Genomic DNA, 21,694 nt, shown 5'->3' on the forward strand with positions numbered 1-21,694 from the left:
GTGCAGACGCGCCCAGCCGCTGCGCTATCGCCTCGTCGGTCAGCCCGCCGAGCATCAGCGCCAGCACCGCCGTGTCGTCCCGGCAAGCAGTCCGCTTGCCGGGTCTGCGGCGGTCTGCACCTGTCGTCTTCAGCGCCATGACGCTGTTCATCATGCTGCTCGGGGTGCTCCTCCCGGCGGGCCACCTGAGGCCATCGGGCGCAGTACGGCGGCCGCCTGGGACAACTGTGGGCTGGCCGCCGTACGAGGGCAGCGGGACCGCCAGCACGTTCGTGGTCCGCCAGGCTCGCGTAGTCGCTTCCTCAATGCTGCAACCGCATCTGGGCGTGCGGCCTCGGACGCATTTGCTGTGTCAACGGATCAAGCCTTAGGTTCAGCAACCATGGGGGAATTCGAACATTCGCGGAGGACGGGCAGCAGCGTCCTACGCACCAAGCGCCTCTGGGCGGCTGTCGCACTGGGAACGGCCGCCCTGCTCGTCGCCGCCTGGGCCACGATGAGCGACAAGTGGCCCTGGAGCGGCCTGCCGGACCGCGCGTGCTGGGGCTCCATCGACCGGTCACTCCTGACGAGGGTGGCCCCGTCGGGCGACGGATCCTGGAAGGTCACGGAGGACAAGGACGGTTGGGGCGACCCGGAGTGCACGGTGCAGAGGGGCCACTGGCGGCTCAGCGCCACCGTGATGAAGACACCTCTCAACTCGCATCTGTGGTGGAGCCTCGGCAGGTTCTCACTGCCCCACGACCTGCCCGGGATGATCAAAGCGAACGGCGACCGCGTGGACGGCTGGCTCCATCTGCCGCAGTGCCGGAGCAAGTTGGTGAACGTCGACGTCCCCGGCGCGGAAGCGGACCTGCGCGCCGCTGCGGACCTCGCTGCCAGGACCCTGCTTGCCGTCGGCAATGCCCAGATCGCCAAGTGCGGAGGCACGCCCTTTCCCGTGCCCAAGAGCTTCGACTGGCCCGCGCTGAAGCCGGTACGTCTCTCCCGAGGAGAGTCGCCCTGCGGCGTGGCGGACGCCAAGACCGTACGGAGGTGGGCCGGCGGGGAGGTGTCCCAGCTCGGCGCTTTCGGTGATGCCCCGGTCAGCAGGTGCTCGGCGCTTGAAGACGGCGAGGACGAGCTCGACCTGGGACTCTTCTCGGCTGTTGTCCTGCGTGACAAGGCGACCCTGGAGGCGTTCTCGCCGACCGGCGTACGGGCCAAAGTACTGGTGTCGCCCGGCAGGCCCCTGAAGCTGACGGGTGAGGAGCTCCGCTACGACCGCGATGCCGTCACGGCTCTGGTGTGCGCCGAAGGCCGCAGGAGCAGGTATGTGCACGTATTCGCCTCGGGTACGGATGCCCAGTACGCGGCGATCAAGCGCGCTGTCCTGAACAAGGTCGCCGCCACCATGGGCTGCCACTGACACGGCGGCCGCTCGCAGCAGCGCGACGCTAACCGCCGCGCCACATGCGGTTGCAGTATTAACTTCTCCCTGGACAAGGACTCCTGCGTCCTGCTGTGCACCTCGCCGGACTCGGACCTCGTACGCGCCATCGACGGCGTCGTGGTCGCCTTCGAGCCGGACGAGTTCGATGCGGCGACCCGGTCCGGCTGGAGCGTGATCGTCACCGGACGGGCCACCGTGGTGGCCGATCCGGCCGAGCATGATCGGCTGTCGCAGGTCGGCCCCCGCTCCTGGATGCCCCTGCGGGATGCGGTGTTCGTACGGATCGAGTGCGGGATGGTCACCGGACGCGAGCTCGGGGGAACGCACGGCACGCAGTGAGGCGCACCTCCTTGCGAGTCAGTCCGTGAGCTCCGTCCTCCTTGCGGCCTCATTCCTTATGCCCTCATGTGAGAAGCCTCCGGCCCTGGGCCGGTGACGGAACGAGGCGCGGGGTACGCGGGCGCACGGGGAGTACTGCCGCCGTCCGGGCCGTACCCGAAGCGGATCAGCAGCTGCGGGAAGCACCGCCGCCTCGATCCGGCCATCGCCGCCCGCAGGTCCGGCCACTCCATCGCCTGGTGCAGCATCGAGGTGCGCACCCCGTGCACGGTCGCCGTGAGCAGCACGCGCTCCAGGGCCTGCCCCGCCCGCAGCCAGTCCTCCCGCCCGTCGCGGGACGTCCACAGCAGGGCCACTTGGGCGTGCCGTTCGAAACGCAGAGCGGGCAGCCGTGGCGCGGGCAGCGCACCGGTGAAGTCCCGAACCGGCATCCGCCCGGACGCGTCCCGCGGGCCCAGGGCTGTGAGGGGAATGCCGTAGGAGGCGTCCGCTCCCGGAGCGGTGATCCAGGTGCGCACTTCGGCCGCTCGGGCCGGGTGGGCTGCGTCGCGCGCCTCCGCCGCCCGGGTCAGGCGCAGCAGGCGCCGGGTCCCCACGATGTCGGGCACGTCCAGGTGCGCACCCTCGGCCCGGGCCGAGCTGATCATCTCGGTCACGATCGTGTCCGGCACCGGCCGGCCGGTAAAGGGCATCCGGCTTGTGTGGCGCCGCTCGACCGCCTGATACAGATCGCGCCGGGCCGGCTGCCGGGCGTCCTCCGTGGTGGCCCCGGCCAGTCGCACCGTGGCCAGCAGATCAGAATCGTCTGCGGCGGGACGCAGCCGGACGATGGGATCCCAGCCCAGATGCACCGCGGCCACCCGGAGGTTGAAGAGGGCCGCGCCCACCGAGAGGTGCTGGGCGCGCAGATCCGGGTCGGCCATCGGCAGCCGCCGCCCGCGGTCGACACGGACCTCGAGCAACCGGCTGTCCAGGTCCACGCGGAACCGCCAGGGCTGGGTGTTGTGGATCGACGGCGCCGCCACCGCCGCGGCCAGCAGGGTGTGAACGGCTGTGGCATCGACTGCCCGGGTCTGCATCACGGCTCCTTCGCAAAGCTCTCCTCCGTTCCGTCAACCCTGCGCCGCCGTCCCGCTCGGGAGGAGGGTTGACCGGCCCCTCGCTGCGGGCCGGGCGGCCTCATTCGGCGGGCAGGACGACGCAGACAGGACAGGGCCGAGTACGGCCGAGTACGGACACAAGCCGCACATCATCCGTGCGGCGCGTTCCTTCCCCTGCCTGGTGGCGGCGCCGAACAACGATGACCGAGCTCTGGCCGCCCGGCTCGGACCCGCTCCGGGCACTCCACCGAGAAGATCGGGGAATGCGGTCCTCGATCTGTGCGGCCACGGCCGACCTGGTCGGTTTCTGGCAGCTCCTTGCATTGTCTTGCGTCGTTGTGCTGCCGTCTCCGGTGACTGACGAAGACGGCAGGCACGCTGAATCGCGCCAGGCCGTGTCGAGGGAAGCGACGGCACTCTTCCGGAACCGGTGCGTTGCCAAGTGACAGGAGGCGCAAGTCGACGCCCCATGGGCTCAGAGCGTGGCGCAGATGTCCCCGATCGCCTTGTCCAGAGTTGTCAGGCCGAGCGAAAGCTCCTCCTCCGTGGCGGTCAGCGGCGGCGCGATCCGGAAGACCCCGCCCATGCCGGGGAGCTGGACGATGTTCATGTGCAGGCCGAGTTCGAGGCATCGGCGGGTGATCCGGGCGCCCAGTTCGTCCGAACTCCGCTTCGCCTCGCGGTCGACGACCAGCTCGAGCCCGGCGAGCAGGCCGCGGCCGCGGATGTCGCCGACGACCGCGTGGCGCTCGGCGATGTTCGCCAGGCCCTCGCGGAGGAACGCGCCGAGCGACCGTGCGCGCTCATCGAGCTTGTCGCCGATCAGGACGTCGAGGACGGTGTTGCCGACCGCAGCCACCAGCGGGTCGGCTACGTGGGTGGTGAAGAACAGGAACCCGCGCTCGTACGCCTCCTGCTCGATCTCGGCGCTGGTGACCACGGCCGCGAGGGGCAGTCCGGCGCCCAGCGTCTTGGACAGGGTCAGGATGTCGGGGACCACTCCGTCGCGCTCGAACGCGTACCAGGTCCCGGTGCGGCACAGGCCGGTCTGGGCCTCGTCGAGGATCAGCAGCATGTCGCGTTCCCGGCACTTCTGGTGCAGGGCGGCGAAATATCCGGCCGGCGGCTCGATGATGCCGCCTGAGCTGAGAATGGGTTCGACGAGGCACGCGGCCAGGCTGCCGGTCGACTGGGCGTCGATCAGGTCGAAGGCGAAGTCCAGCTGGCGGCGCCAGTCCAGCGATCCGTCGGCCGTGGTGAAGTCGGGCCGGTATGCGTTCGGCACGGGGATGGCGAAGTTGCCAGGCGTTGCCGGGCCGTAGCCCTTGCGGCCCGCGCTGTAGGTGGCGGATGCGGCGGCCTGCGTCATGCCGTGCCAGGACCGCGCGAACGAGACGATCTCGTGCTTGCCGGTGACGAGCTTGGCCATCCGGATGGCGGCCTCGTTCGACTCGGCACCGGTCGTCAGCAGCAGCGCCTTCTCCAGCGGCGCGGGCAACGTGCCGGCAAGGCGCCGGGCGAGGTCGACCACCGGGCGGCTGAGCATGCCGCTGTAGAGGTGGTCGAGGGTCGCGACCTGCCGCTGGACGGTCGCGACGATCTGCGGGTGCGAGTGACCGAGGATCGCGCTCATCTGGCCGGACGTGAAGTCGAGGATTTTGCGGCCGTCGGCGGTGAACAGGAAACTCCCGGCAGCCCGGTCGATGATCTCGCGGGTGAACGCGCCGCCGTAGCGCACGAGGTGCCGCTCGGCATCGGCCCAGAAGCCTTCGGCGGACAGCGAGGTGGTGGTCGAAGCAGCCATGTCCCCGAGGGTAGGTCGCACCCGAGCGACACGCCCATCACACATTCCTGGCTGTCCTGTTCGGCGAAACCGCACAACAATGAGCAGGTGATGAACCCCTGGAGACTTCGGCTGCTGAGTCAGCTGGACACCCTGGGCAACCGGGCCGCCCTGGCGGCGTGTCGGTGCGGGGCGGCGGGGTCGCGGCTCATGCGGCGGGCAGAGCGGTGGCCAGCAGGACGACGCCGAGTGAGCCGGCGAGGGAGACGACCGCCAGGGCCTCCTCGGTGACGCCGAGCGCGGCGTGCTTGTGGGCAATTCGGGACAGGAGGGCGTCCGGGCGGGCGTCGGGGTTGGCCAGCAGTGTCCGGGCGAAGACGGCGATGGATCCGGCCAGCGCCCGGCGCTGCTCGCCACTGGCCTGGTTGCCACGGTTGAACAAGCCGTCCAGCAGTTCGGGTTGCTCGGCGAACATGGTGCCGTAGAAACGCGCCGTGATGTCGTCCAGGGCCCCGCCGACAGCGGGCAGGGTGGCGCGAACGACAGCGGCCGACTCGGGCGAAAGCATGGAACTCCTCAGAGATATAGGCACGTGGAGGGACGGCACTCACCGTCGCAGCCTGGATCCGTCGTGCGGTTCCGACCGGCACATCGATCATTCCGGTGGAGCCGTCATTCGCATAGGGCCGAATTTCCCTGACGACACGGCCCTTTGGTCCGGCCCCAGTACCCGGAAGCCGCCCCTCACCCCGGATGGGCTGATCGCTGGCGCCGTGTGCCGAGGGTCTCGCTTTCCAGGCGATGTTTCGAGAACCTTCCGGTTCGGACGATGTTGAGAATCTCCCGGACAGGACGGCGTGGCGTGGCCGGTCCCTGGGACCTGTAGCCGAGGCTCGGCGCCATGTGGACATGGCCCTTGCCGGCCACCGGATCACGGGCCAGAAGGCGCAGGTCCGGGCGGCGGGGCGCGCACCCGCGTTCGCGGACGTCGCGTCCTTCGCCCCGTCTGGGCCAGTTGCTCGTCGGGCACCCCTTCGCTCGCGTGCGCCGGCGCGAGGACCCTGAGCACAGAACTGCCTCGGTGCCTGTGCCGAACCTCTTTTCACCGGTCACAGGGTTGTGAAGCATGACGGATCCGGGATGCCGGCCAGGATCACGGGGATGCGCTCCGCCACCACGTGAGCATGAGCCCGAGCCGGACAAGGCGATACGCCCGCGAGGGATTGGCCGGCCGTGAAGACCTCCACTTGGGCGCGGTGCGGCTCGCCTGCGGCGGCTCGCGGACGTTGATCAGGCGTCACCCGACTCGTCGACGGCGGTGAGACGGACGCCTGTGATCAGGTCGGGGTGGATACGGACCGCGTAGTCCATGGTCCGGCTCACCCACGGGCTGAGCAGGGCCTGATAGCGGGCGAGTTCGTGCGGGTCTGTCACCAGGTGGGCGTAGCCGGTGACCACAACGCTCCAGCCGAGGTGCGTGTCCGGATCGATGGTGTCGGCCTCGTAGGCGACCACGACGCCAAGGCCGTCGGCCTGCCGGGTGCGCGAGGTCAGGGCCGCGCCCTCGTGGGTGCGGATGACGATGTCGCCATCGTCCAGGACGTGGTTGACCGGGCGGACGGTCGGCAGTGCGTGGCGGGTGAAGACGATCCTCCCGACGGACACGCTGCCCAGCAGCCGCAATGCCTCGTCGCTGCCGAGCTCGACACTCCGGCGCGGCCCGGGAGGCAGTATCTGGACGTTGTCGATGGTCATGGCGGGCTTTCCTACGGATTCGTTGCTCACTGCTGTGTGTCTCCGGCCGACGCGGCGAGGCTGTTACACGACCTGTCGCCGGGGAGACGGCCGGTGCGCCGGTACGGCATGTGCGTCGTCCCTTCGAGACCCGGGCGGCTGCCTGCCGTGGCACCCGGCGAGGCGGGAGCCACTGACAGGCTCGATCAGGTCATTGGAACGGCACCAGACCTGCTCACGCCAGGGCCGTTCGGCCCTCGTCCGCGTCCGGCCGACCCTGCTCACCCCCGTAGTAGGCCGTAGGCATGATGTCCTGCACGTCGTCGCGCATCGGCATCCACGGGTCTGGTCCTCGTAGGCGTTCAGGGCCTGCTGGGGCATCGCGTCGAGGAAGGCGCGTTCGTCGACGCCGAGGGAGTACGACGACGGCTCGATGCCGACGGCGTCGCGGAGGCGCTCCACGGAGGCCGCGAGTGACTCCACGCCCGCGGCCGGGGTGGCGGCGGGCAGGCCAAGTGCGCGGGCGATGTCCTGGAAGCGTCCGGGGCACGGTAGTTCTCGTATCGGCGATCGCTGGTCACGATTTCGCCTACGGTGGGCGTCTTCATGGAGGTTCCCTCCTTCACCAGTGTGAGCGTGAGGGCAGACAAGCCTGCCCCGTTGTGGGCGGACCGTGACTCTGCCCCGGGGCTCGCACTGGCCGCCGTGTCTCCTGGGCCTTCAGCCTCACGGTCGACCGTACCGTGTCGTAGGGTTCAGGCGTACACGGCGGAGGGCTGATCCTCCTCGCGCTGGGGGGGCCAGGCGGCGTCAATTCCGCCTGCTGCCGACTGGGCCGCCGCGCCACGGAGGCGGAGCGACTGCCCCCGCGGCAGCGGGATAGCGCGGTGCAAACAGGGCCGATAGGCCCTGGCCCCTCGGCCCGGATGCGGGAAGGATCTCGGTACGGAGGCCGATCCCGTCCACGAGGGGACATCGGCGCGAAACGCGGAACCAAGGAGCAATTGATGGCGGACAGCGAGCAGCCCGGCCCTGGCGGCCCGATCCGGGTCTTCCTGCTGGACGATCACGAGGTGGTGCGGCGTGGCGTGCGCGACCTGCTGAACGACGAGCCGGACATCAGTGTGGTCGGCGAGGCCGGCACGGTGGAGCAGGCGTTGGTGCGCGTCCCCGCGCTGCGCCCTCAGGTGGCGGTGCTCGATGTCCGCCTGCCCGATGGTGACGGCGTGACCGTGTGCCGGGAGCTGCGCTCGCGCATGCCCGAGCTGGCCTGCCTGATGCTGACCTCGTTCGACGACGAGGAGGCCCTGCTCGACTCGATCATGGCGGGCGCGTCCGGGTACGTCCTGAAGCAGATTCAGGGCTCGGACCTGGTGTCCGCCGTACGTACCGTCGCCGGCGGCCAGTCGCTGCTCGACGCGAGCGCCACCACCAAGCTGATGGCCCGGCTGCGCGGCGGTCAGCAGCAGGAGAAGGAGCCGGACGGGCTGTCGGGCCTGACCGACCGGGAGCGGGAGATCCTGGCTCTGATCGGCGAGGGGCTGACCAACCGCCAGATCGGCCAACGGCTGTACCTGGCCGAGAAGACGGTGAAGAACCACATTTCCCGCCTGCTGGCCAAGCTCGGCGTGGAGCGCCGCATCCAGGCCGCCGTCATCGCCACCCAGGCCCGGGACGGGCAGAAGCAGGAAGTCCGCTGAAGTCCCGCAGTCGGTGGCGCCGAGAAGGAAACGCCGGGCGAATCCGACCCTACCTGGCAGCGTACGCATCGACGTCCGGGCGACCGACCAGTCGCATCCACCGACATGGTGCCGCCTTGCCTGCGGGCCCGACGCCCGGCCGCGGGAAGAAGCGCCCGGTCCGGCCCTTCGCGCTCCGCACACACCTCGCCATCCGCGGCCGGTGAGCCTGACCTCTCATACCGGCTCCTGTCGTGGGCCGATACCGTGGCCTCGGGCCAGAACCGGTTGGCCGTCGGCGAGGTGAGGGGCATGGAGGAATCACTGGTGGGAGGCTCCGAGGGCGCCCGGCTGCGGCTGCCGCAGTTGCGGCTGGATGAGCTGCTGGAGGAGTTGCAGGCCCGCTTGGACGCGGCCCGTGGCACCCGGGACCGGGTGCACAGCCTGCTGGAGGCGGTGCTCTCGGTCGGCCGTGAGCTCGACCTGGAGCAGGCTCTGCGCAGCATCGTGGATGCGGCGGCCGCCCTGGTCGATGCGGAGTACGCGGCCCTGGGCGTGATCGGGCCGGACGGAAGACGGCTGTCGGAGTTCCTGACGGTCGGCGTCAGCGAGGAGCAGATCGCCCGGATCGGCCACTACCCGGACGGCCACGGCATCCTCGGGGAGCTGATCCGGCACCCGGAGCCGCTGAGGCTGGCCAAGCTGTCCGAGCACCCCTCGTCGTACGGCTTCCCACCCAACCACCCGCCGATGAAAGCTTTCCTCGGCGTTCCGATCCGGGTGCGTGGCCAGGACTTCGGCAACCTGTACCTGACCGAGAAGCGGGGTGGAGCGCAGTTCGACGAGGAGGACGAGTCGGTCCTGTCGACGCTGGCCGTGGCGGCCGGCGTGGCGATCGACAACGCCCGCCTGTACGAGGAGTCCCGGCTGCGTGAACGCTGGCTGCGGGCGAGCGCGGAGATCACCCACAGCCTCATGTCCGGCAGCGACGGCGGCGAGGTTCTACGGCTGATCGCCGAACGGGCACGGGACATCACGGGCGCTGCGCTCGCGGTGGTCGCGGTGCCGATGGAGAACACCGGCTCCCTCACGGTGGAGCTCGCGATCGGGCGGGAGGCGGAGGCTCACCGCGGCCTCGTACTGCCGGTGGACGACAGCCTGATCGGCCGTGCCTTCGCCGCCGCGACGCCCGTCACCAGCCCCGACGTCTCCCGCGACGAGCGTGTCTCAGCTGGTCCGCCGCGGTTCTCCGGACTCGGCACGGCCGTCGCGGTCCCCATCGGTGCCGGGGATGGCGTCCGCGGTGTTGTGCTCCTGGTGCGGGAGGCGGGTCAGACGGTGTTCTCCGAGAAGGAGACCGAGCCGCTGCAGGGGTTCGCAGCGCAGGCCTCGGTCGCGATGGAGTTGGCGGAGCGCCGTAGGGACGCCGAGGAGTTCGCGGTGCTCCAGGACCGTGATCGCATTGCTCGGGACCTGCATGACCTGGCGATACAGCGGCTGTTCGCCACCGGCATGACTCTGCAGAGCGCCGGTCGCTTCATCGAGCACGCGGCGGCCTCGGAACGGGTGCTGCGGGCGGTGGACGACCTGGACGAGACCATCAAGATCATCAGGTCGACGATCTTCGGTCTGCGGTCTCGTGAGGGCGCCGACGGCCCCGGTCTGCGGGCGCGGGCGGTGCGCGCGGTCGGTGAGGCGGCGCCGGTACTGGGCTTCGCGCCCAGTCTGCGTATGGAGGGCCTGCTGGACACGCATGTGCCCCGGGAGACCGCCGACCACGTGGTGGCTGTCCTGTCCGAGTCCCTGACCAACATCGCCCGGCACGCGCACGCCGACCGTGCCGAGGTCGTGCTCGAGACCAACGGCCGCGAGGTGCGGCTCACGGTCTCCGACAGCGGCGTGGGCATCCCGGCCGACGGCCGTCGCAGCGGCCTGCGCAACATGGCTGAACGGGCTCAACAGATGAGCGGAAACCTGGAGTTGGCCAGCCCGACCGATGGCGGCACCCGACTGACGTGGAGTGTGCCCATACAGGAGGGCTAGCGGGGTGCGCCGCTGACCTGCCGCGCGCCCCGCTGATCGCCGTCGGTCAGGCGGGAGACAGGCTCTCGTCGCCGTTCGCAGGTGCGGCGGTTGACTCCGTCGAGTGTCCGGATCCGGTGAGCTCGAACTCCACGTCCACCACGCCCTCGACGGCCCGGACCAGGCGTGCGGCCACGGGGACCGTGGACGTGCCCCGGGCGCGGCGGCTGAGTTTCACGACGCCGCCCCGCGCCTCTGTCCGCACGTCCGACACCGGCGTGGGGAAGAGATCCGACACCACCTCTCGTCGGACCTCCTCTGCGATCTCCTTGTCGTCCCGCAGGAACACCTTCAGCAGGTCCGCGCGGCTGACGATGCCCTCCAGCATGCCCACGTCGTCGACGACGGGAAGCCGTTCGACCTTGGCGTGCGCCATGGCCCGCGCGACCCGGGCGAGGGTCGCGTTCGCACGGATGGTGAGCGCCGGGGAGGTGTCCCGACGGGCGGGTTCTCCCTTCTCCCGCCCAACGGCCCCGGCGGAAAGGGACGTTCAGCCCAGCTGATGGGGACCTTCGGCATCCGGCGCGCCCCCGCGCACCCGACGAGAGTGAGGGACGTCAAGACAACGACAACCGAACACCCCTGAAGGGATCACCATCGTGGCCGTGCACGAGCACCCTCACCGGAGCCCGGGTTTCCACCTGCCGGCCTTCCGCAGGCACCGGACCGCCGCCGCCTCCGAGTCCGCCGTGTCGGCACACCGCGACACGCACACCGCGCAGGCCTACGCCCTCGCGTCCCTGCGCATCCTGATCGGGTTCGTCTTCCTGTGGGCGTTCCTGGACAAGACCTTCGGTTTCGGTTACGCGACCGCGTCCGGCAAGGGCTGGATCGACGGCGGGTCGCCGACGAAGGGTTTCCTCAGCTCCGTTGCCGCCGGGCCGATGGAATCGACGTTCCACGCGTGGGCCGGTGACACCTGGGCGGACTGGCTGTTCATGCTGGGTCTGCTCGGCATCGGCGTCGCCGTCATGACCGGTGTGGCGCTGCGGCCGGCGGCGCCGGCGGGCACGGCGATGATGGCGCTGATGTGGATCGCGGAGTGGCCGCCGGCCAAGCACCTGTCGGACGGATCGCCGAGCATGTCGACAAACCCCTTCGCCGACTACCACGTGATCTACGCCGTCGCACTGATCGCCCTGGCTGCCGCCGGCGCGGGTGCCACCTGGGGGCTGGGCCGGGTCTGGGCCCGGCTCCCGATCGTCCGCGACCACGCCTGGCTGCACTGAACCACCCGCGGCGCGACGGTCCCGCGCCACGGGACCCGCCGCGCCGCCCCCGCGCGTGGGGCCGGTCGGTCCCGCTGGAGAACCAGCGGCCTCTGCCCCGCAGACCCCCTGACACGACGCTGGAATCGGGACCCCCGATTCAGGAGGTGGAGATCATGCCCCGCACCATCACGGTCGGCCTCGACGGCTCGCCCGAGAGCCGGGCCGCTGCGGAATGGGCGGCCCGCGAGGCCAGGCTGCGCGGAGTGCCGCTGAAGCTGGTCCACGTCTGGGAGCCCGTACCTGCGCCCATGGCGCAGGCCCAGCTCCTCGGCGTCGAGACCCAACAGCACTGGAGCGAGCGGATCCCCCGTGAATCCGCCGAGGGGCTGCGGCTGCGGCACCCGGGCGTCGAGGTCACCACGGAACAGCTGTCCGGCCGGCCGGGCGAAGTCCTGACCCGCGTGGCACAGGACTCCGCGCTGCTCGTGCTGGGCACCCGCGGCCTGAGCCGGGTCGGCGGCTTCCTGGTGGGCTCGGTCGGCCAGGCCGTCGTGGCGCACGCCGAGCGGCCCGTGGTCCTGGTCCGCGCCGGGGAACAAGCCGCCGACGAGCACGTCATGGACCCGGCCGGCGTCTCGTCCGCCACGGCCCCGTTCCGGCCCGTCATCCTGGGCCTGGCCACCGACAGCCCGGACAACGCGCTCGTCGAGTTCGCCTTCGACGCCGCAGCCCGCCGCGCCACCTTCCTGCAGGTCGTCCACGGCTGGAACCCGCCGTCCTTCTACGCCTACGGCCTCTCCGTCGACCTCGAACTCCACGGCGAGCTGTCCCGGCAGGAGGCCGGCGCCCTGACTGAGGTCCTGCGCCCGTGGCGGCAGAAGTACCCGGCCGTCGAGGTCGTGGAGGAGTCCCGATACGGCACGGCCGCCAACCACCTGGTGGACGCCTCCCGCGAGGCCTCCCTGGTCGTCGTGGGCCGGCGCATCCGCCGCGCCTCTGTCGGCACCCACATCGGACCCGTCACCCACGCGGTCCTGCACCACGCCACCGCCCCCGTCGCCGTCGTCCCGCACGACTGAACGCACACCACCTCCGAGGAGCAAGGATCATGAAGGCAGCAGTCGTACGAGCCTTCGGCAAGCCTCTGGTCATCGAGGAGTGCCCCGACCCCGAGCCAGGCCCCGGCCAGGTCCGCGTCCGAGTGGAGGCCTCCGGCCTGTGCCACACCGACATCCACGCCGCCCACGGCGACTGGCCCGTCAAGCCGAACCCGCCGTTCGTACCCGGCCACGAGGGCGTCGGCCTCGTCGAGAAGCTCGGCGACGGCGTCACCCACCTCAGCGTCGGTCAGCGCGTCGCCGTGCCGTGGCTCGGCAAGGCATGCGGACGGTGCGAGCACTGCCTGTCCGGCTGGGAGACCCTCTGCGAGCAGCAGATCAACACCGGGTACGGCTGCGACGGTGGGTACGCGGAAAAGATGCTGGCCTGGGCCGACTTCGCGCAGCCCGTGCCCGAGGGCATCAGCGCCGTCGAAGCCGCCCCGCTCACCTGCGCGGGCGTGACCACGTACAAGGCGCTCAAAGTCGCGGGCGTCCGGCCCGCGCAGCTCGTCGCGATCTCCGGCGTCGGCGGCCTCGGCCACCTGGCCGTGCAGTACGCGAAGATCGCCGGAGCCACCGTCGCGGCCATCGACGTCACCGACGACAAGCTCGAACTCGCCGAGGAACTCGGCGCCGACATCGTCATCGACGCCCGCAAGCAGAACGCCGGCCAGGAACTCAAGCGGCACGGCGGCGCGCACGCGGCCATCGCGCTCGCGGTGAACGAGGCCGCCTTCGTCGCCGTCAACTCCGGCCTGCGACGCCGCGGCAGGCTCGTCATGGTGGCCCTGCCCGCGCACGGCACGATCCAGGTCCCGATCTTCGACACCGTCCTGAACGGCACCTCGGTGATCGGCTCCATCGTCGGCACCCGGCAGGACCTCGCCGAAGTGTTCCAACTGCACGTGGCGGGCCGGACGAAGGTCATCTACGAGACCCGTCCGCTTGCCTCCGTGAACGAGTCCATCGACGACGTGCTGCGCGGCCAGGTCAAGGCCCGCATCGTCTTCGACCTCGGCGCAGGGCGGTGACGGCGATGGACCTCCCGCTGGTCGTCGGCATCGACGGCTCCGAACCGAGCCCGCGGGCCGTCGACCGGGCGGCCGACGAGGCCACCCTGTGTGGGGTGCCGCTGCGGCTGGTGTACGCCTCGCTGTGGGGGCGGTACGAGGGCATCCCGCTCGCGCAGGATCTTGACAAGCCGTCCGATCAGGTGATGACCGAGGACGTCGTCGCGACCGCCGAGCGGCGAGCCCGGCGCCGTCAGCCCGAGGTGAAGGTCTCGACCGACCTGGTGCCCGAGGAGCCGCATGACGCGCTGGTACGGGAGAGCCGCACCGACTCCGCACTGGTCCTGGGCTGGGGATGCCCGACAGCTTCGCGGAAGGGCAGAACCAGGACAGGCTCAAGAAGCAGATCCTGCGGCTGCCGGGGGTCGTCGATCTACGCCTCTGCACGTTCCACACCTGTGATGAGTGAGTCAGGAGCTTGTGCCCGACGTCCATGGCCAGGGCGGTCATGCGGAGGATGTGCACGCGGCGCATCTCAACTTACACGGCCGGAAGCCGAACCCAACGACCTCTCGCGGAAGAACGGGTTGGGCTTGTTCACAGGCGCACCACCTGGGGCCTCTCGGGGGCGGGGGCGGGCGCGGGGCGGCGTGCGGTGTCGCTGATGCGGATCAGGATGCCGACGAGGGCCCAGTTGGCGATGACGGAGGAACCGCCGTACGCCAGGAACGGCATCGTCATACCGGTCAGCGGGATCAGGCCCATCACACCGCCGGCGACGACGAAGACCTGCAGGGCGAACGCGCCCGACAGGCCGATGACGAGCAGTTTGCCGAATGGGTCGCGGGCCGCGAGGGCGGTGCGTAGGCCGCGCTCCACGATCAGGCCGTAAATCAGCAGGATCGCCATGACGCCCGTCAGGCCCAGTTCCTCGGCGAAGGTGGCGAGGACGAAGTCGGAGTTGGCCGCGAACCGGATGAGGTCGGAGTGGCCCTGCCCGAGGCCGGTGCCGAGGGTGCCGCCGGATCCGAACGCCCACAGCGCCTGCATCGACTGTTCGGAGTGACCGTCCACGCCCTGGCGGCTGAGCGTGTATTCGCGCATGGGGTCGAGCCAGGCCTGGACACGTTGCTGGACATGCGACTCGAAGGAGGCGACCGCTCCGAGCGGTGCGAAGTAGCGTTTCCATCCCTCGACGGCGTAGCGGCTGACTCCCCCCGACATTCCGGGGAACATCGCTGCGGTCTCCGCGAACAGCATGTTCTGCAGCAGGCCGACGCCCGCGCCGCCGACCCACAGCGCAGTGGCGGTCCGGGCGCCGACCGCGCCGATGCCGTAACCAACCGTCAGCAGAAGGCCGTTGGGGCCGACCAGGGCAATGGCGAAGCCGTCGCGCCATGTGAGTGTCTTGCGCAACTCTGTGGAGTCGCTCTGGTCCTGGTACGCGTCGATCACCCGTTCCCAGGGAGCACATCATTGTGTCGGTGGTCACAATAATGCTTTATTATTATCCACAAAGGCCCGGAGGGACCCCCGACCAGCTGGGAGCGGCATGGACACGCAACGGGAACGCATTCTGCAGGCGGCGGCGGAAGTGCTGGCCGAACGCGGCTTCGACGCGGGCCGACTGCGGGACGTCGCCACCACGGCAGGCCTGTCCATCGGCTCCCTGCAGCACTACTTCGAGACCCGGGACGCCCTGTTCCGCGAAGCCTTCGCCTGGTCCATCGACAATCTGATCGAACGCTGGAGGACACTCGCCGTCGAGGCCGACAGCGCGTGGCGGCGTTTCGAACTGCTGGTGCAGGCGCTCACCTCCGACCCGGACCTCGCCCGGCGCTGTGCCACCTGGACCGAGTTCTGCGCCAGCGCCGCTCGGCGGGAGGAACTGCAGGACGGGGTGCGCCGCGTGCAGGCCGAGTGGCAGACGCTGGTGTCCGAGATCGTCCACGAGGGCCTGCGCAGCAACGAGTTCGCCCCTGTGCTGCCGGTGGACCTCGCGATCGGGTCACTTGTGGTGATGGTCGACGGCTGCGAGATGGCAGTCGCGGCCGGGGCCGGGCTCACCGCAGAACGCTACGCCGAGCTGCTGCTCGGCACCGCGCGCGCCGTACTCGGCGTACGCGCCTAGGCCTCAGGGAGAACGTCCATGGGAGTGCAGTTCCCGCACCTGTTCAGCCCGCTGCGCATCGGCCGGGTGACGGTGCCCAATCGAATCCTGTCCTCGGGGCACGACACCGTACTGGTCCGGGACGGTGCGATCACCGAGGAGCTGATCGCCTACCACGCGGCCCGTGCGGCAGGCGGAACCGGCCTCATCGTGCTCCAGGTCTCCGGGGTGCACGAGTCTGCCCGCTACACCACCCACGTACTGATGGCCACGGAGGACGACTGCATCCCAGCCTATGCCCGCCTCGCACAGGCGGTTCACCAGCACGGGGCAAAGGTATTCGGGCAACTGTTCCACCCTGGCAGGGAGATCCTGGAGTCCAAGGACGGCAGCGCACCGGTCGCCTGGGCGCCGTCGGCCACACCGAGCGAGCGCTTCCACGTCATGCCGCGCGCCATGACCGAGGTCGAGATCGACGAGGTCCTGGACGGTTACGGCCAGGCGGCCCGTCGGCTGCGCGAGGCCGGGCTCGACGGTGTCGAGGTCGTCGCCAGCCACGGGTACCTGCCTGCGCAGTTCCTCAACCCCGAAGTCAACGTCCGTACCGACGGCTGGGGCGGTGACGACCAGGGCCGCCTGCGATTCCTGCGCGAGTCGCTGCGCAGGGTACGGGAGCAGGCCGGGCCCGGTTTTGTGGTCGGCCTGCGCATCTCCGGCGATGAGTTGAGCCACGACGGCCTCGGCACCGAGCCGGCGCTCGCGGCCGTCGCCGAGCTCGACGCCGAAGGGCTGCTCGACTATGTGTCGGTCTGCGCGGGCAGCTCGGCCAGCCTGTCCGGGGCCCAGCACATCGCCCCGCCCATGTACCACCAGGCCGCCTACACCACGCCGCTTGCGGCCAGGGTGCGTGCCGTGGTCGGAGTTCCCGTCATGGTGGCCGGGCGGATCAATCAGCCTCAGGAGGCCGAGCAGATCATCGCGGGCGGACAGGCCGATGCCTGTGCGATGACCAGGGCTCTGATCTGCGACCCAGAGCTTCCGGTCAAGGCGGCCCAGGGCCGCACCGAGGAGATCCGCGCCTGCATCGGCTGCAACCAGGCCTGTATTGGCCACTTCCAGCTCGGGTACCCGATCTCGTGCATACAGCACCCGGAGACCGGGCGAGAACGGCGCTTCGGCGTGCTGCCGACCATCACCCGACGTAAGAAGGTGCTGGTCGTCGGTGGCGGACCGGCCGGTCTCAAAGCGGCGGCGGTGGCTGCGGCGCGCGGGCACGAGGTGGAGCTGCACGAGGCAGGCCGGCGCGTCGGCGGCCAGGTGCTGCTCGCCGAACAGCTGCCCGGACGGGCCGAGTTCGGCGGAGCGATCACCAACCTGGAGGGCGAGGCCCGGCGTGCGGGAGTCCGCGTCCTGGTTGGCTCCCGGGTGGATGCCGAGGTCGTGGCCGCCGCGGCCCCGGACGTGGTGGTACTCGCGACAGGAGCACGTCCGCGCAGCCCGAAGCTGGAGCTGATCGACGGCCCGGTGGTGCTGGACGCCTGGGAGGTGATCCGGGGCAGTGAGGTACCGCGCGGGCGGATCGTGGTCGCGGACTGGCGCGGCGACTGGATCGGCATCGGGGTCGCGCTCCGGCTCGCCGGTCAGGGCCGAAAAGTGACGCTCTGCGTGACCGGCTTCGCGGCGGGCGAGCACCTGCAGCAGTACGTCCGTACTGCCATGCTGGGGCAGGCGGCGCGAGCGCGCATCGACATCGTGCCCAACGTGCGGCTCTACGGCGCCGATTCCGACACCGTCTATCTCCAGCACACCCTGACCGAGGAGCCGGTGGTGCTCGACGGGGTCGCGGCCGTGGTCCTCGCTCAGGGCCATGTGCCGGTCAACGAGCTCGACCCGGTGACCGCCGGCGTTGCGGGCGACCAGGTTTTCGCCATTGGTGATTGCGTCACTCCACGCACCGTCGAGGAAGCGGTGCTTGAGGGCCTCACCGTGGCGGCCGAGTTGTGACCTGATCCCTGCTCGACCGCAACCCGGCCGGTACGTGAAACGCCCGGACCGCCGGGCCCTTGGGCGGTCTGCCCGAGGCACGGGGGCAGACCGATGCCGGTCGGGGCGACCGCGACACGCTGCGCCGCCCTCACTCACGCGGCGCTCAACATGGACTGTGTCACCAGCGTCGACTTCACCGCCGCACCGCTGCGACACGTGCCTGTGCGTCGGTCAGATCAGGCTGTCCCGACGCACGGCCTCCATGGATGGCGGGGCTCTCAGCCCGCCGTGAGGCGGGCAGCCGCTCACCCCGGGTGTCAGCGGCGGTAGTGGCCCCGGCCCCAGGACTCGGTGTCGACAGTGCGGCCTCGGTCGTCCCGCAGGGTGGCCTTGTCAAAGCGGATGCTCCGGGGGCGAGCCCGGGCGGCGCGGCTGTTCGACCGGGGCGAGATGGTCAATGCCGAGGCCGCCATGGCGAAGCTGGTCGGTTCGGAGAACGCCATGGCCAACAGCTGGGCCGCGGTGCAGACGCTCGGTGGCGGGGGCTACTCACAGGAGTACCTGGTCGAGAAGTGGATGCGCGACACCAATCGAGATCGAGGAGGGCACCTCGGACATCCAGCGGCTGGTGATCTCCCGTTCTCTGGCCAAGGTGGCCGGTCCGGGAAAGCAGGCGGGCCGGTGCCGCACAGCACATGCTTACCGCCGGGGACGGCGCGATTCGTCAATGTGATCGCCGGCTACGCCTGGCACGCCCACCCCGGCACCGTCCACAGCGCAGCGGCCAACGGCGGTGTGCTGGCCATGGCGCGCACCCTCGCCGTATGTGTTTTTGAAGGCAGAGGGCGGCTTCGCGGGTTCTTCGGAGTTGAGCGTGGGTAGCGCCTCCAGCGTGGTGTGCTCGGCTGTGGACGGCATGACGTCAGCGCTTGATCCGGTAGCGCAGATGCGTGATGCCGTCCGGTGCCGCGACGACTTCGGTGCGGTCGAGTTCCAGCGATTCGCTGCCGAGGTGCTCGAACAGGCGCTTGCCGTCGCCGAGCAGCACTGGCACGAGGTGGATCAGCAGCTCGTCGAGCAACCGGGCGCGGATCGCTTGCTGGGGCACATCGGCGCCCATGAGGCTGACCTTTTTGCCGCCGGCGGCCGCCTGGGCCTGCGCGATCGCGCTTTCCACCCCGTCGGTGACGAACGTGAACGGCGCATCCGGGCCGGCGAGCTCGTCGGGGACGTCGTGGGAGACGATGAAGTACGCCATCGGAAACGGCGTCTGGCCGCCCCAGCGTTGCGAAAGCTCGAACGTCGTGCGCCCGGCGGCGCACGCTCCGGTGTGGTCGAAGTAGTCGTCGACGACGTCGCGGCCGGCCGCCACCATACTCATGCCGTTGCCATGGCGGCTCGCGGCGTCGCCGCTGAACAACCAGCGGTGCAGGGGCTCGACGTTGTCGTTCGGTCCCGCGACGTAGCCGTCGAGCGACATCGACAACGCCAGGAACACGTCTCCCATCGTCTTCTCCTTCGTGTGCTCGTGCTGCGCGGATGCGGTTCAGGTGTGGGCAGGTCGTTCGGGTCTCGATCGTCGACAGCTGCCCACTTTGCTTCAGACTCTGGGCGGGCGCAGAACTCAGCGGCGACAAAAGCTTCCCGCTCGCCGATCGGGACGCTCGCTGGGGTATTGGCATGGGTGACTGCAGACCTCAACTGGACGCCACCGTGATCCGCACGGACCGCGTCGGGGCTGCCGGCCCGTGCGTCGCCGTGGGCGACGTGACCGCCGGTGATGACGTCCGGCCTTGGGGCTGTAAGGGGGTCCGGTCCGGTGCCCTTGATTTCGGTCCAGTTCCCGGTGCAACGCCCTTGCCGCAGTGGATGCACTGGAGAGGGGTCGATGTTCCTCACATTGTTCGGGCCGACTGTGTTCGCTCCGGTACGCGGGGCGGTGTCACGCGGTCTTCGTCGCGAGTGCCGCATCCGTCTCGCGCAGGAAGTGCTTCAGGTCGCCCGGGTTCCGCGAGGTGATCAGGGTCCAGCCGCGTGTGCCGTCGGTCACGACGGGCTCGTCGACCCAGTGGCCCCCTGCGTTTTCTGCGTCGGTCCGCAGAGAAGGGTACGAGGTGAGCTTCTTGCCCGCGAGGACATCGGCTTCAATCAGGGCCCACGGTCCGTGACAGATGGCCGCTACGGGGCGGCCCAATTTCGTGAAGAGTCGGATGATCTCCACCGCCCGGTCCTGGAGGCGCAGGCGGTCGGCGTTCAACGTGCCACCGGGAATCAGCAGGAGGTCGTACGACGCCGGGTCCGCGTTGCTCAGCGTGAGGTCCGGCCGGACTTTCTTCCCGGGATGCTTGTCGCCCACAAGGGTCTGAATCTCGTCGGCCGATACCGCCGCGACATCCACTGTCGCACCCCATCCGCGAAGGTGCTCGACAGGCACTGTCAGTTCGTCCTGTTCGACCCCGTAGTTGGTAGCGATTGCCAGTACATTGCGCACGCTCACATCGTTGTCGGTCATGTTGCGCTTCCCTTCGCGATGTTGGTCTGCCATGCGTGCCCCTGGCGGGTTCCCTGGAACCCATGAGTCCATGCGACTCCCCAGTGGTGTTGCAATCGGACGGATTGAGCGAAACAGGAGTTCATTCCGCTACCAACGGGTTACCCGGCGCGAGAAGCTGGTTCTGATTGCAGATCTGTCAGCTGTTCCCACCGGCTCTGCGCGTCGCCCGGCGCGAACCCGTCGCCCCGCAGTGGTCACCGTTCGGCCGGGGTCGAGCACCGCACGGCTACCGTCGAACAACGGGTGCGCCAGCACCTTGGGAGCGTGGGATCAGCGAAAACTCTTCCGTGCCAGTGGCAGCCCGGAGATCACCGGAGATGCGGCCGCAAGGAGGTAGAAGCACCTGAACGTCACAATCATCCACCCCTCGGCCACCCCGGAGCAGCCCGCCGTCCCGACCAAGGCGTGACGCCAGCTCCGATCGCCACTGCGTCGATGACGGGGGTTGTTCTTGACCCGGAAGGCACGGAAAGCTGTTCCTCACTCGGGGACCTCGGCAGTGCTGGCAGGGCGGCCGTTCCGCTCGACCGTTCCGTCCTCGACAACCTTGGCGAGCCGCGCGAGCATGGTGCGGTGCCGCACCTGGAGCACGGCGTCCATGACGCTGTTGTGGAGCGCGCCCCCGAACCCTTGCAGTGGGTGCTCGTCGAGTATCACGAGGGTCTTGTTATCCCCCCACGGCCGAATATCGAATGCGATACGGGCCGTTCCCAAGGGGCCACTGTCTGCCTCCAACTCCAGTGCGTGCGGCCGATCGAGGCGCCTGACCGTGGTGCGTCCCCGGAACTCCTTGGGCCCCACTCGCAGGGTGTACGCGATGGACGATCCCACCTGCGGCCAACGGCCGCGTTCACTGCGGGAACTGGCGGCGCCCGCCACCCATTCTCCGTACAGGGTCTCCTCTTCCAGCACCGCCCACAGGTCGGGCGGGGGGCGGTCGATGAGGTGATGCCGGATGGCCATGAGATCCTCCCGGACGGTTGGTTGGTTGGTTCGACACTCTTCGGCTCAAGGGCCCGATGCCTTGTCGTTCCTCTGGCACCCCCGGATGTCCGGAGGATGCGCTCGTCCGGCACCTGTTCCAGCACCGTGGCCTTCCAGCCACGTGTCGGGGGGCTCTTTCTCCTCTCCTTCGCCCTCAGGCCCCTCCTCGTACTCCTCCTCTTCCTCCTCGTCACCCTCCACACCGAGGCGAAGCCTGCGATCGTGGAGCGAGTCGGCCGGATCCGCGAGGCGTTGGTCAACCGTGGCGGCGAGTGCCGAAGCGCCGCCCTGCGATATTACGTCGCCATGGCGAAGGCGAGCCGTCCCTTCTTCGCCCGTCCGAGCACGTACCCGCCCGCGACCGCGGCAGCGAGAGCAACCTTGGTCGTGTCGTTCATGAACTGATCCCTCCGGCGAGGGCCAATGAGGAGGAGAGGCGGGACTCGGCGGGTCGCAGTGACACTGCCCGCACCGATATCAGCCATGTCCCTAATATGATGAAATTATATGTGTACGCGCGGAATAGCGCCCCTTCGTGTCGGAGGCTCGAAGCGGATCTCCTCGCGCTGGCGAGTTCGCCGGGAGCCTTG

Annotated in this window: 15 protein-coding genes and 6 pseudogenes; 11 read left to right on the forward strand and 10 right to left on the reverse strand. The window is 69.8% G+C overall.

Annotated features, from left to right (window positions below; translation table 11 throughout):
- The first annotated feature begins 382 nt into the window (after positions 1-382).
- Together AB0I23_RS31000 and AB0I23_RS31005 are read left to right on the forward strand one after the other, a co-directional pair.
- Complete coding sequence (locus AB0I23_RS31000) at positions 383-1,408, forward strand: hypothetical protein (protein ID WP_359114254.1); 1,026 nt, start codon at positions 383-385, stop codon at positions 1,406-1,408.
- A gap of 57 nt (positions 1,409-1,465) precedes the next feature.
- A pseudogene (locus AB0I23_RS31005) lies at positions 1,466-1,771 on the forward strand (pyridoxamine 5'-phosphate oxidase family protein); the annotation flags it as partial.
- Positions 1,772-1,827: 56 nt separating this feature from the next.
- On the opposite strand, the gene AB0I23_RS31010 reads toward AB0I23_RS31005, so the two are convergent.
- The 5 genes and pseudogenes from AB0I23_RS31010 to AB0I23_RS31035 all read right to left on the reverse strand — a co-directional run.
- Positions 1,828-2,850: an Acg family FMN-binding oxidoreductase gene (locus tag AB0I23_RS31010; protein WP_359114256.1), complete on the reverse strand. Its 1,023-nt coding sequence runs from the start codon at positions 2,848-2,850 to the stop codon at positions 1,828-1,830.
- A 496-nt stretch (positions 2,851-3,346) separates the two neighbouring features.
- The gene (locus AB0I23_RS31015; protein WP_359114258.1) at positions 3,347-4,675 is read right to left on the reverse strand and encodes an aspartate aminotransferase family protein; all 1,329 of its coding nucleotides are present in this window, start codon (positions 4,673-4,675) and stop codon (positions 3,347-3,349) included.
- 244 nt (positions 4,676-4,919) lie between these two features.
- Positions 4,920-5,222, reverse strand: a pseudogene (locus tag AB0I23_RS31020) (hemin transporter); the annotation flags it as partial.
- Between the two features lie 722 nt (positions 5,223-5,944).
- Positions 5,945-6,409 carry a pyridoxamine 5'-phosphate oxidase family protein gene (locus tag AB0I23_RS31030; RefSeq protein WP_359114260.1) on the reverse strand — a complete coding sequence of 155 codons (465 nt, stop codon included), beginning with the start codon at positions 6,407-6,409 and terminating at the stop codon, positions 5,945-5,947.
- Positions 6,410-6,623: 214 nt separating this feature from the next.
- Positions 6,624-6,984: pseudogene (locus AB0I23_RS31035) on the reverse strand (bifunctional acetaldehyde-CoA/alcohol dehydrogenase); the annotation flags it as partial.
- Positions 6,985-7,395: 411 nt separating this feature from the next.
- On the opposite strand from AB0I23_RS31035, the gene AB0I23_RS31040 reads away from it, so the two are divergent.
- The gene (locus AB0I23_RS31040; protein ID WP_359114262.1) at positions 7,396-8,088 is read left to right on the forward strand and encodes a response regulator transcription factor; all 693 of its coding nucleotides are present in this window, start codon (positions 7,396-7,398) and stop codon (positions 8,086-8,088) included.
- A gap of 291 nt (positions 8,089-8,379) precedes the next feature.
- Positions 8,380-10,110: a GAF domain-containing sensor histidine kinase gene (locus tag AB0I23_RS31045; protein ID WP_359114264.1), complete on the forward strand. Its 1,731-nt coding sequence runs from the start codon at positions 8,380-8,382 to the stop codon at positions 10,108-10,110.
- Positions 10,111-10,156: 46 nt separating this feature from the next.
- On the opposite strand, the pseudogene AB0I23_RS31050 reads toward AB0I23_RS31045, so the two are convergent.
- Positions 10,157-10,582, reverse strand: a pseudogene (locus AB0I23_RS31050) (CBS domain-containing protein); the annotation flags it as partial.
- A 166-nt stretch (positions 10,583-10,748) separates the two neighbouring features.
- Between AB0I23_RS31050 and AB0I23_RS31055 the strand changes: the two are divergent.
- The 4 genes and pseudogenes from AB0I23_RS31055 to AB0I23_RS31070 form a co-directional block, all read left to right on the forward strand.
- Entirely contained in the window at positions 10,749-11,378 is a 630-nt protein-coding gene (locus tag AB0I23_RS31055; protein ID WP_359114266.1) for a hypothetical protein, read from the forward strand.
- Positions 11,379-11,533: 155 nt separating this feature from the next.
- Positions 11,534-12,439, forward strand: a complete 906-nt coding sequence (locus AB0I23_RS31060; RefSeq protein WP_359114268.1) for a universal stress protein — start codon at positions 11,534-11,536, stop codon at positions 12,437-12,439.
- Positions 12,440-12,468: 29 nt separating this feature from the next.
- On the forward strand, positions 12,469-13,491 hold the full coding sequence (locus AB0I23_RS31065) for a zinc-dependent alcohol dehydrogenase (RefSeq protein ID WP_359114270.1): 1,023 nt from the start codon (positions 12,469-12,471) through the stop codon (positions 13,489-13,491).
- A 5-nt stretch (positions 13,492-13,496) separates the two neighbouring features.
- Positions 13,497-13,820, forward strand: a pseudogene (locus tag AB0I23_RS31070) (universal stress protein); the annotation flags it as partial.
- Between the two features lie 247 nt (positions 13,821-14,067).
- Here the strand turns inward: AB0I23_RS31070 and AB0I23_RS31075 are convergent.
- A pseudogene (locus tag AB0I23_RS31075) lies at positions 14,068-14,634 on the reverse strand (FtsW/RodA/SpoVE family cell cycle protein); the annotation flags it as partial.
- Between the two features lie 388 nt (positions 14,635-15,022).
- Between AB0I23_RS31075 and AB0I23_RS31080 the strand changes: the two are divergent.
- The 3 genes from AB0I23_RS31080 (at position 15,023) to AB0I23_RS31090 (ending at position 18,448) form a co-directional block, all read left to right on the forward strand.
- Positions 15,023-15,601, forward strand: coding sequence for a TetR/AcrR family transcriptional regulator (locus AB0I23_RS31080; RefSeq protein ID WP_359114271.1), 579 nt, complete (start codon positions 15,023-15,025; stop codon positions 15,599-15,601).
- Positions 15,602-15,619: 18 nt separating this feature from the next.
- Complete coding sequence (locus AB0I23_RS31085; protein ID WP_359114273.1) at positions 15,620-17,584, forward strand: FAD-dependent oxidoreductase; 1,965 nt, start codon at positions 15,620-15,622, stop codon at positions 17,582-17,584.
- Positions 17,585-17,956: 372 nt separating this feature from the next.
- Positions 17,957-18,448, forward strand: a complete 492-nt coding sequence (locus tag AB0I23_RS31090) for an acyl-CoA dehydrogenase family protein (RefSeq protein ID WP_359114275.1) — start codon at positions 17,957-17,959, stop codon at positions 18,446-18,448.
- Between the two features lie 40 nt (positions 18,449-18,488).
- On the opposite strand, the gene AB0I23_RS31095 is transcribed toward AB0I23_RS31090, so the two are convergent.
- From AB0I23_RS31095 to AB0I23_RS31105, 3 genes are all read right to left on the reverse strand, one after another.
- The gene (locus AB0I23_RS31095; RefSeq protein WP_359114277.1) at positions 18,489-19,073 is read right to left on the reverse strand and encodes a dihydrofolate reductase family protein; all 585 of its coding nucleotides are present in this window, start codon (positions 19,071-19,073) and stop codon (positions 18,489-18,491) included.
- Positions 19,074-19,508: 435 nt separating this feature from the next.
- A complete protein-coding gene (locus tag AB0I23_RS31100; RefSeq protein WP_359114279.1) occupies positions 19,509-20,078 on the reverse strand; it encodes a type 1 glutamine amidotransferase domain-containing protein in 570 nt (189 codons plus the stop codon).
- Positions 20,079-20,600: 522 nt separating this feature from the next.
- Positions 20,601-21,083: an SRPBCC family protein gene (locus tag AB0I23_RS31105; RefSeq protein ID WP_359114281.1), complete on the reverse strand. Its 483-nt coding sequence runs from the start codon at positions 21,081-21,083 to the stop codon at positions 20,601-20,603.
- Positions 21,084-21,694: the final 611 nt, after the last annotated feature.

Origin of the sequence: Streptomyces atratus, assembly GCF_040655115.1 — a bacterium.
Taxonomy (GTDB): domain Bacteria; phylum Actinomycetota; class Actinomycetes; order Streptomycetales; family Streptomycetaceae; genus Streptomyces; species Streptomyces atratus_D.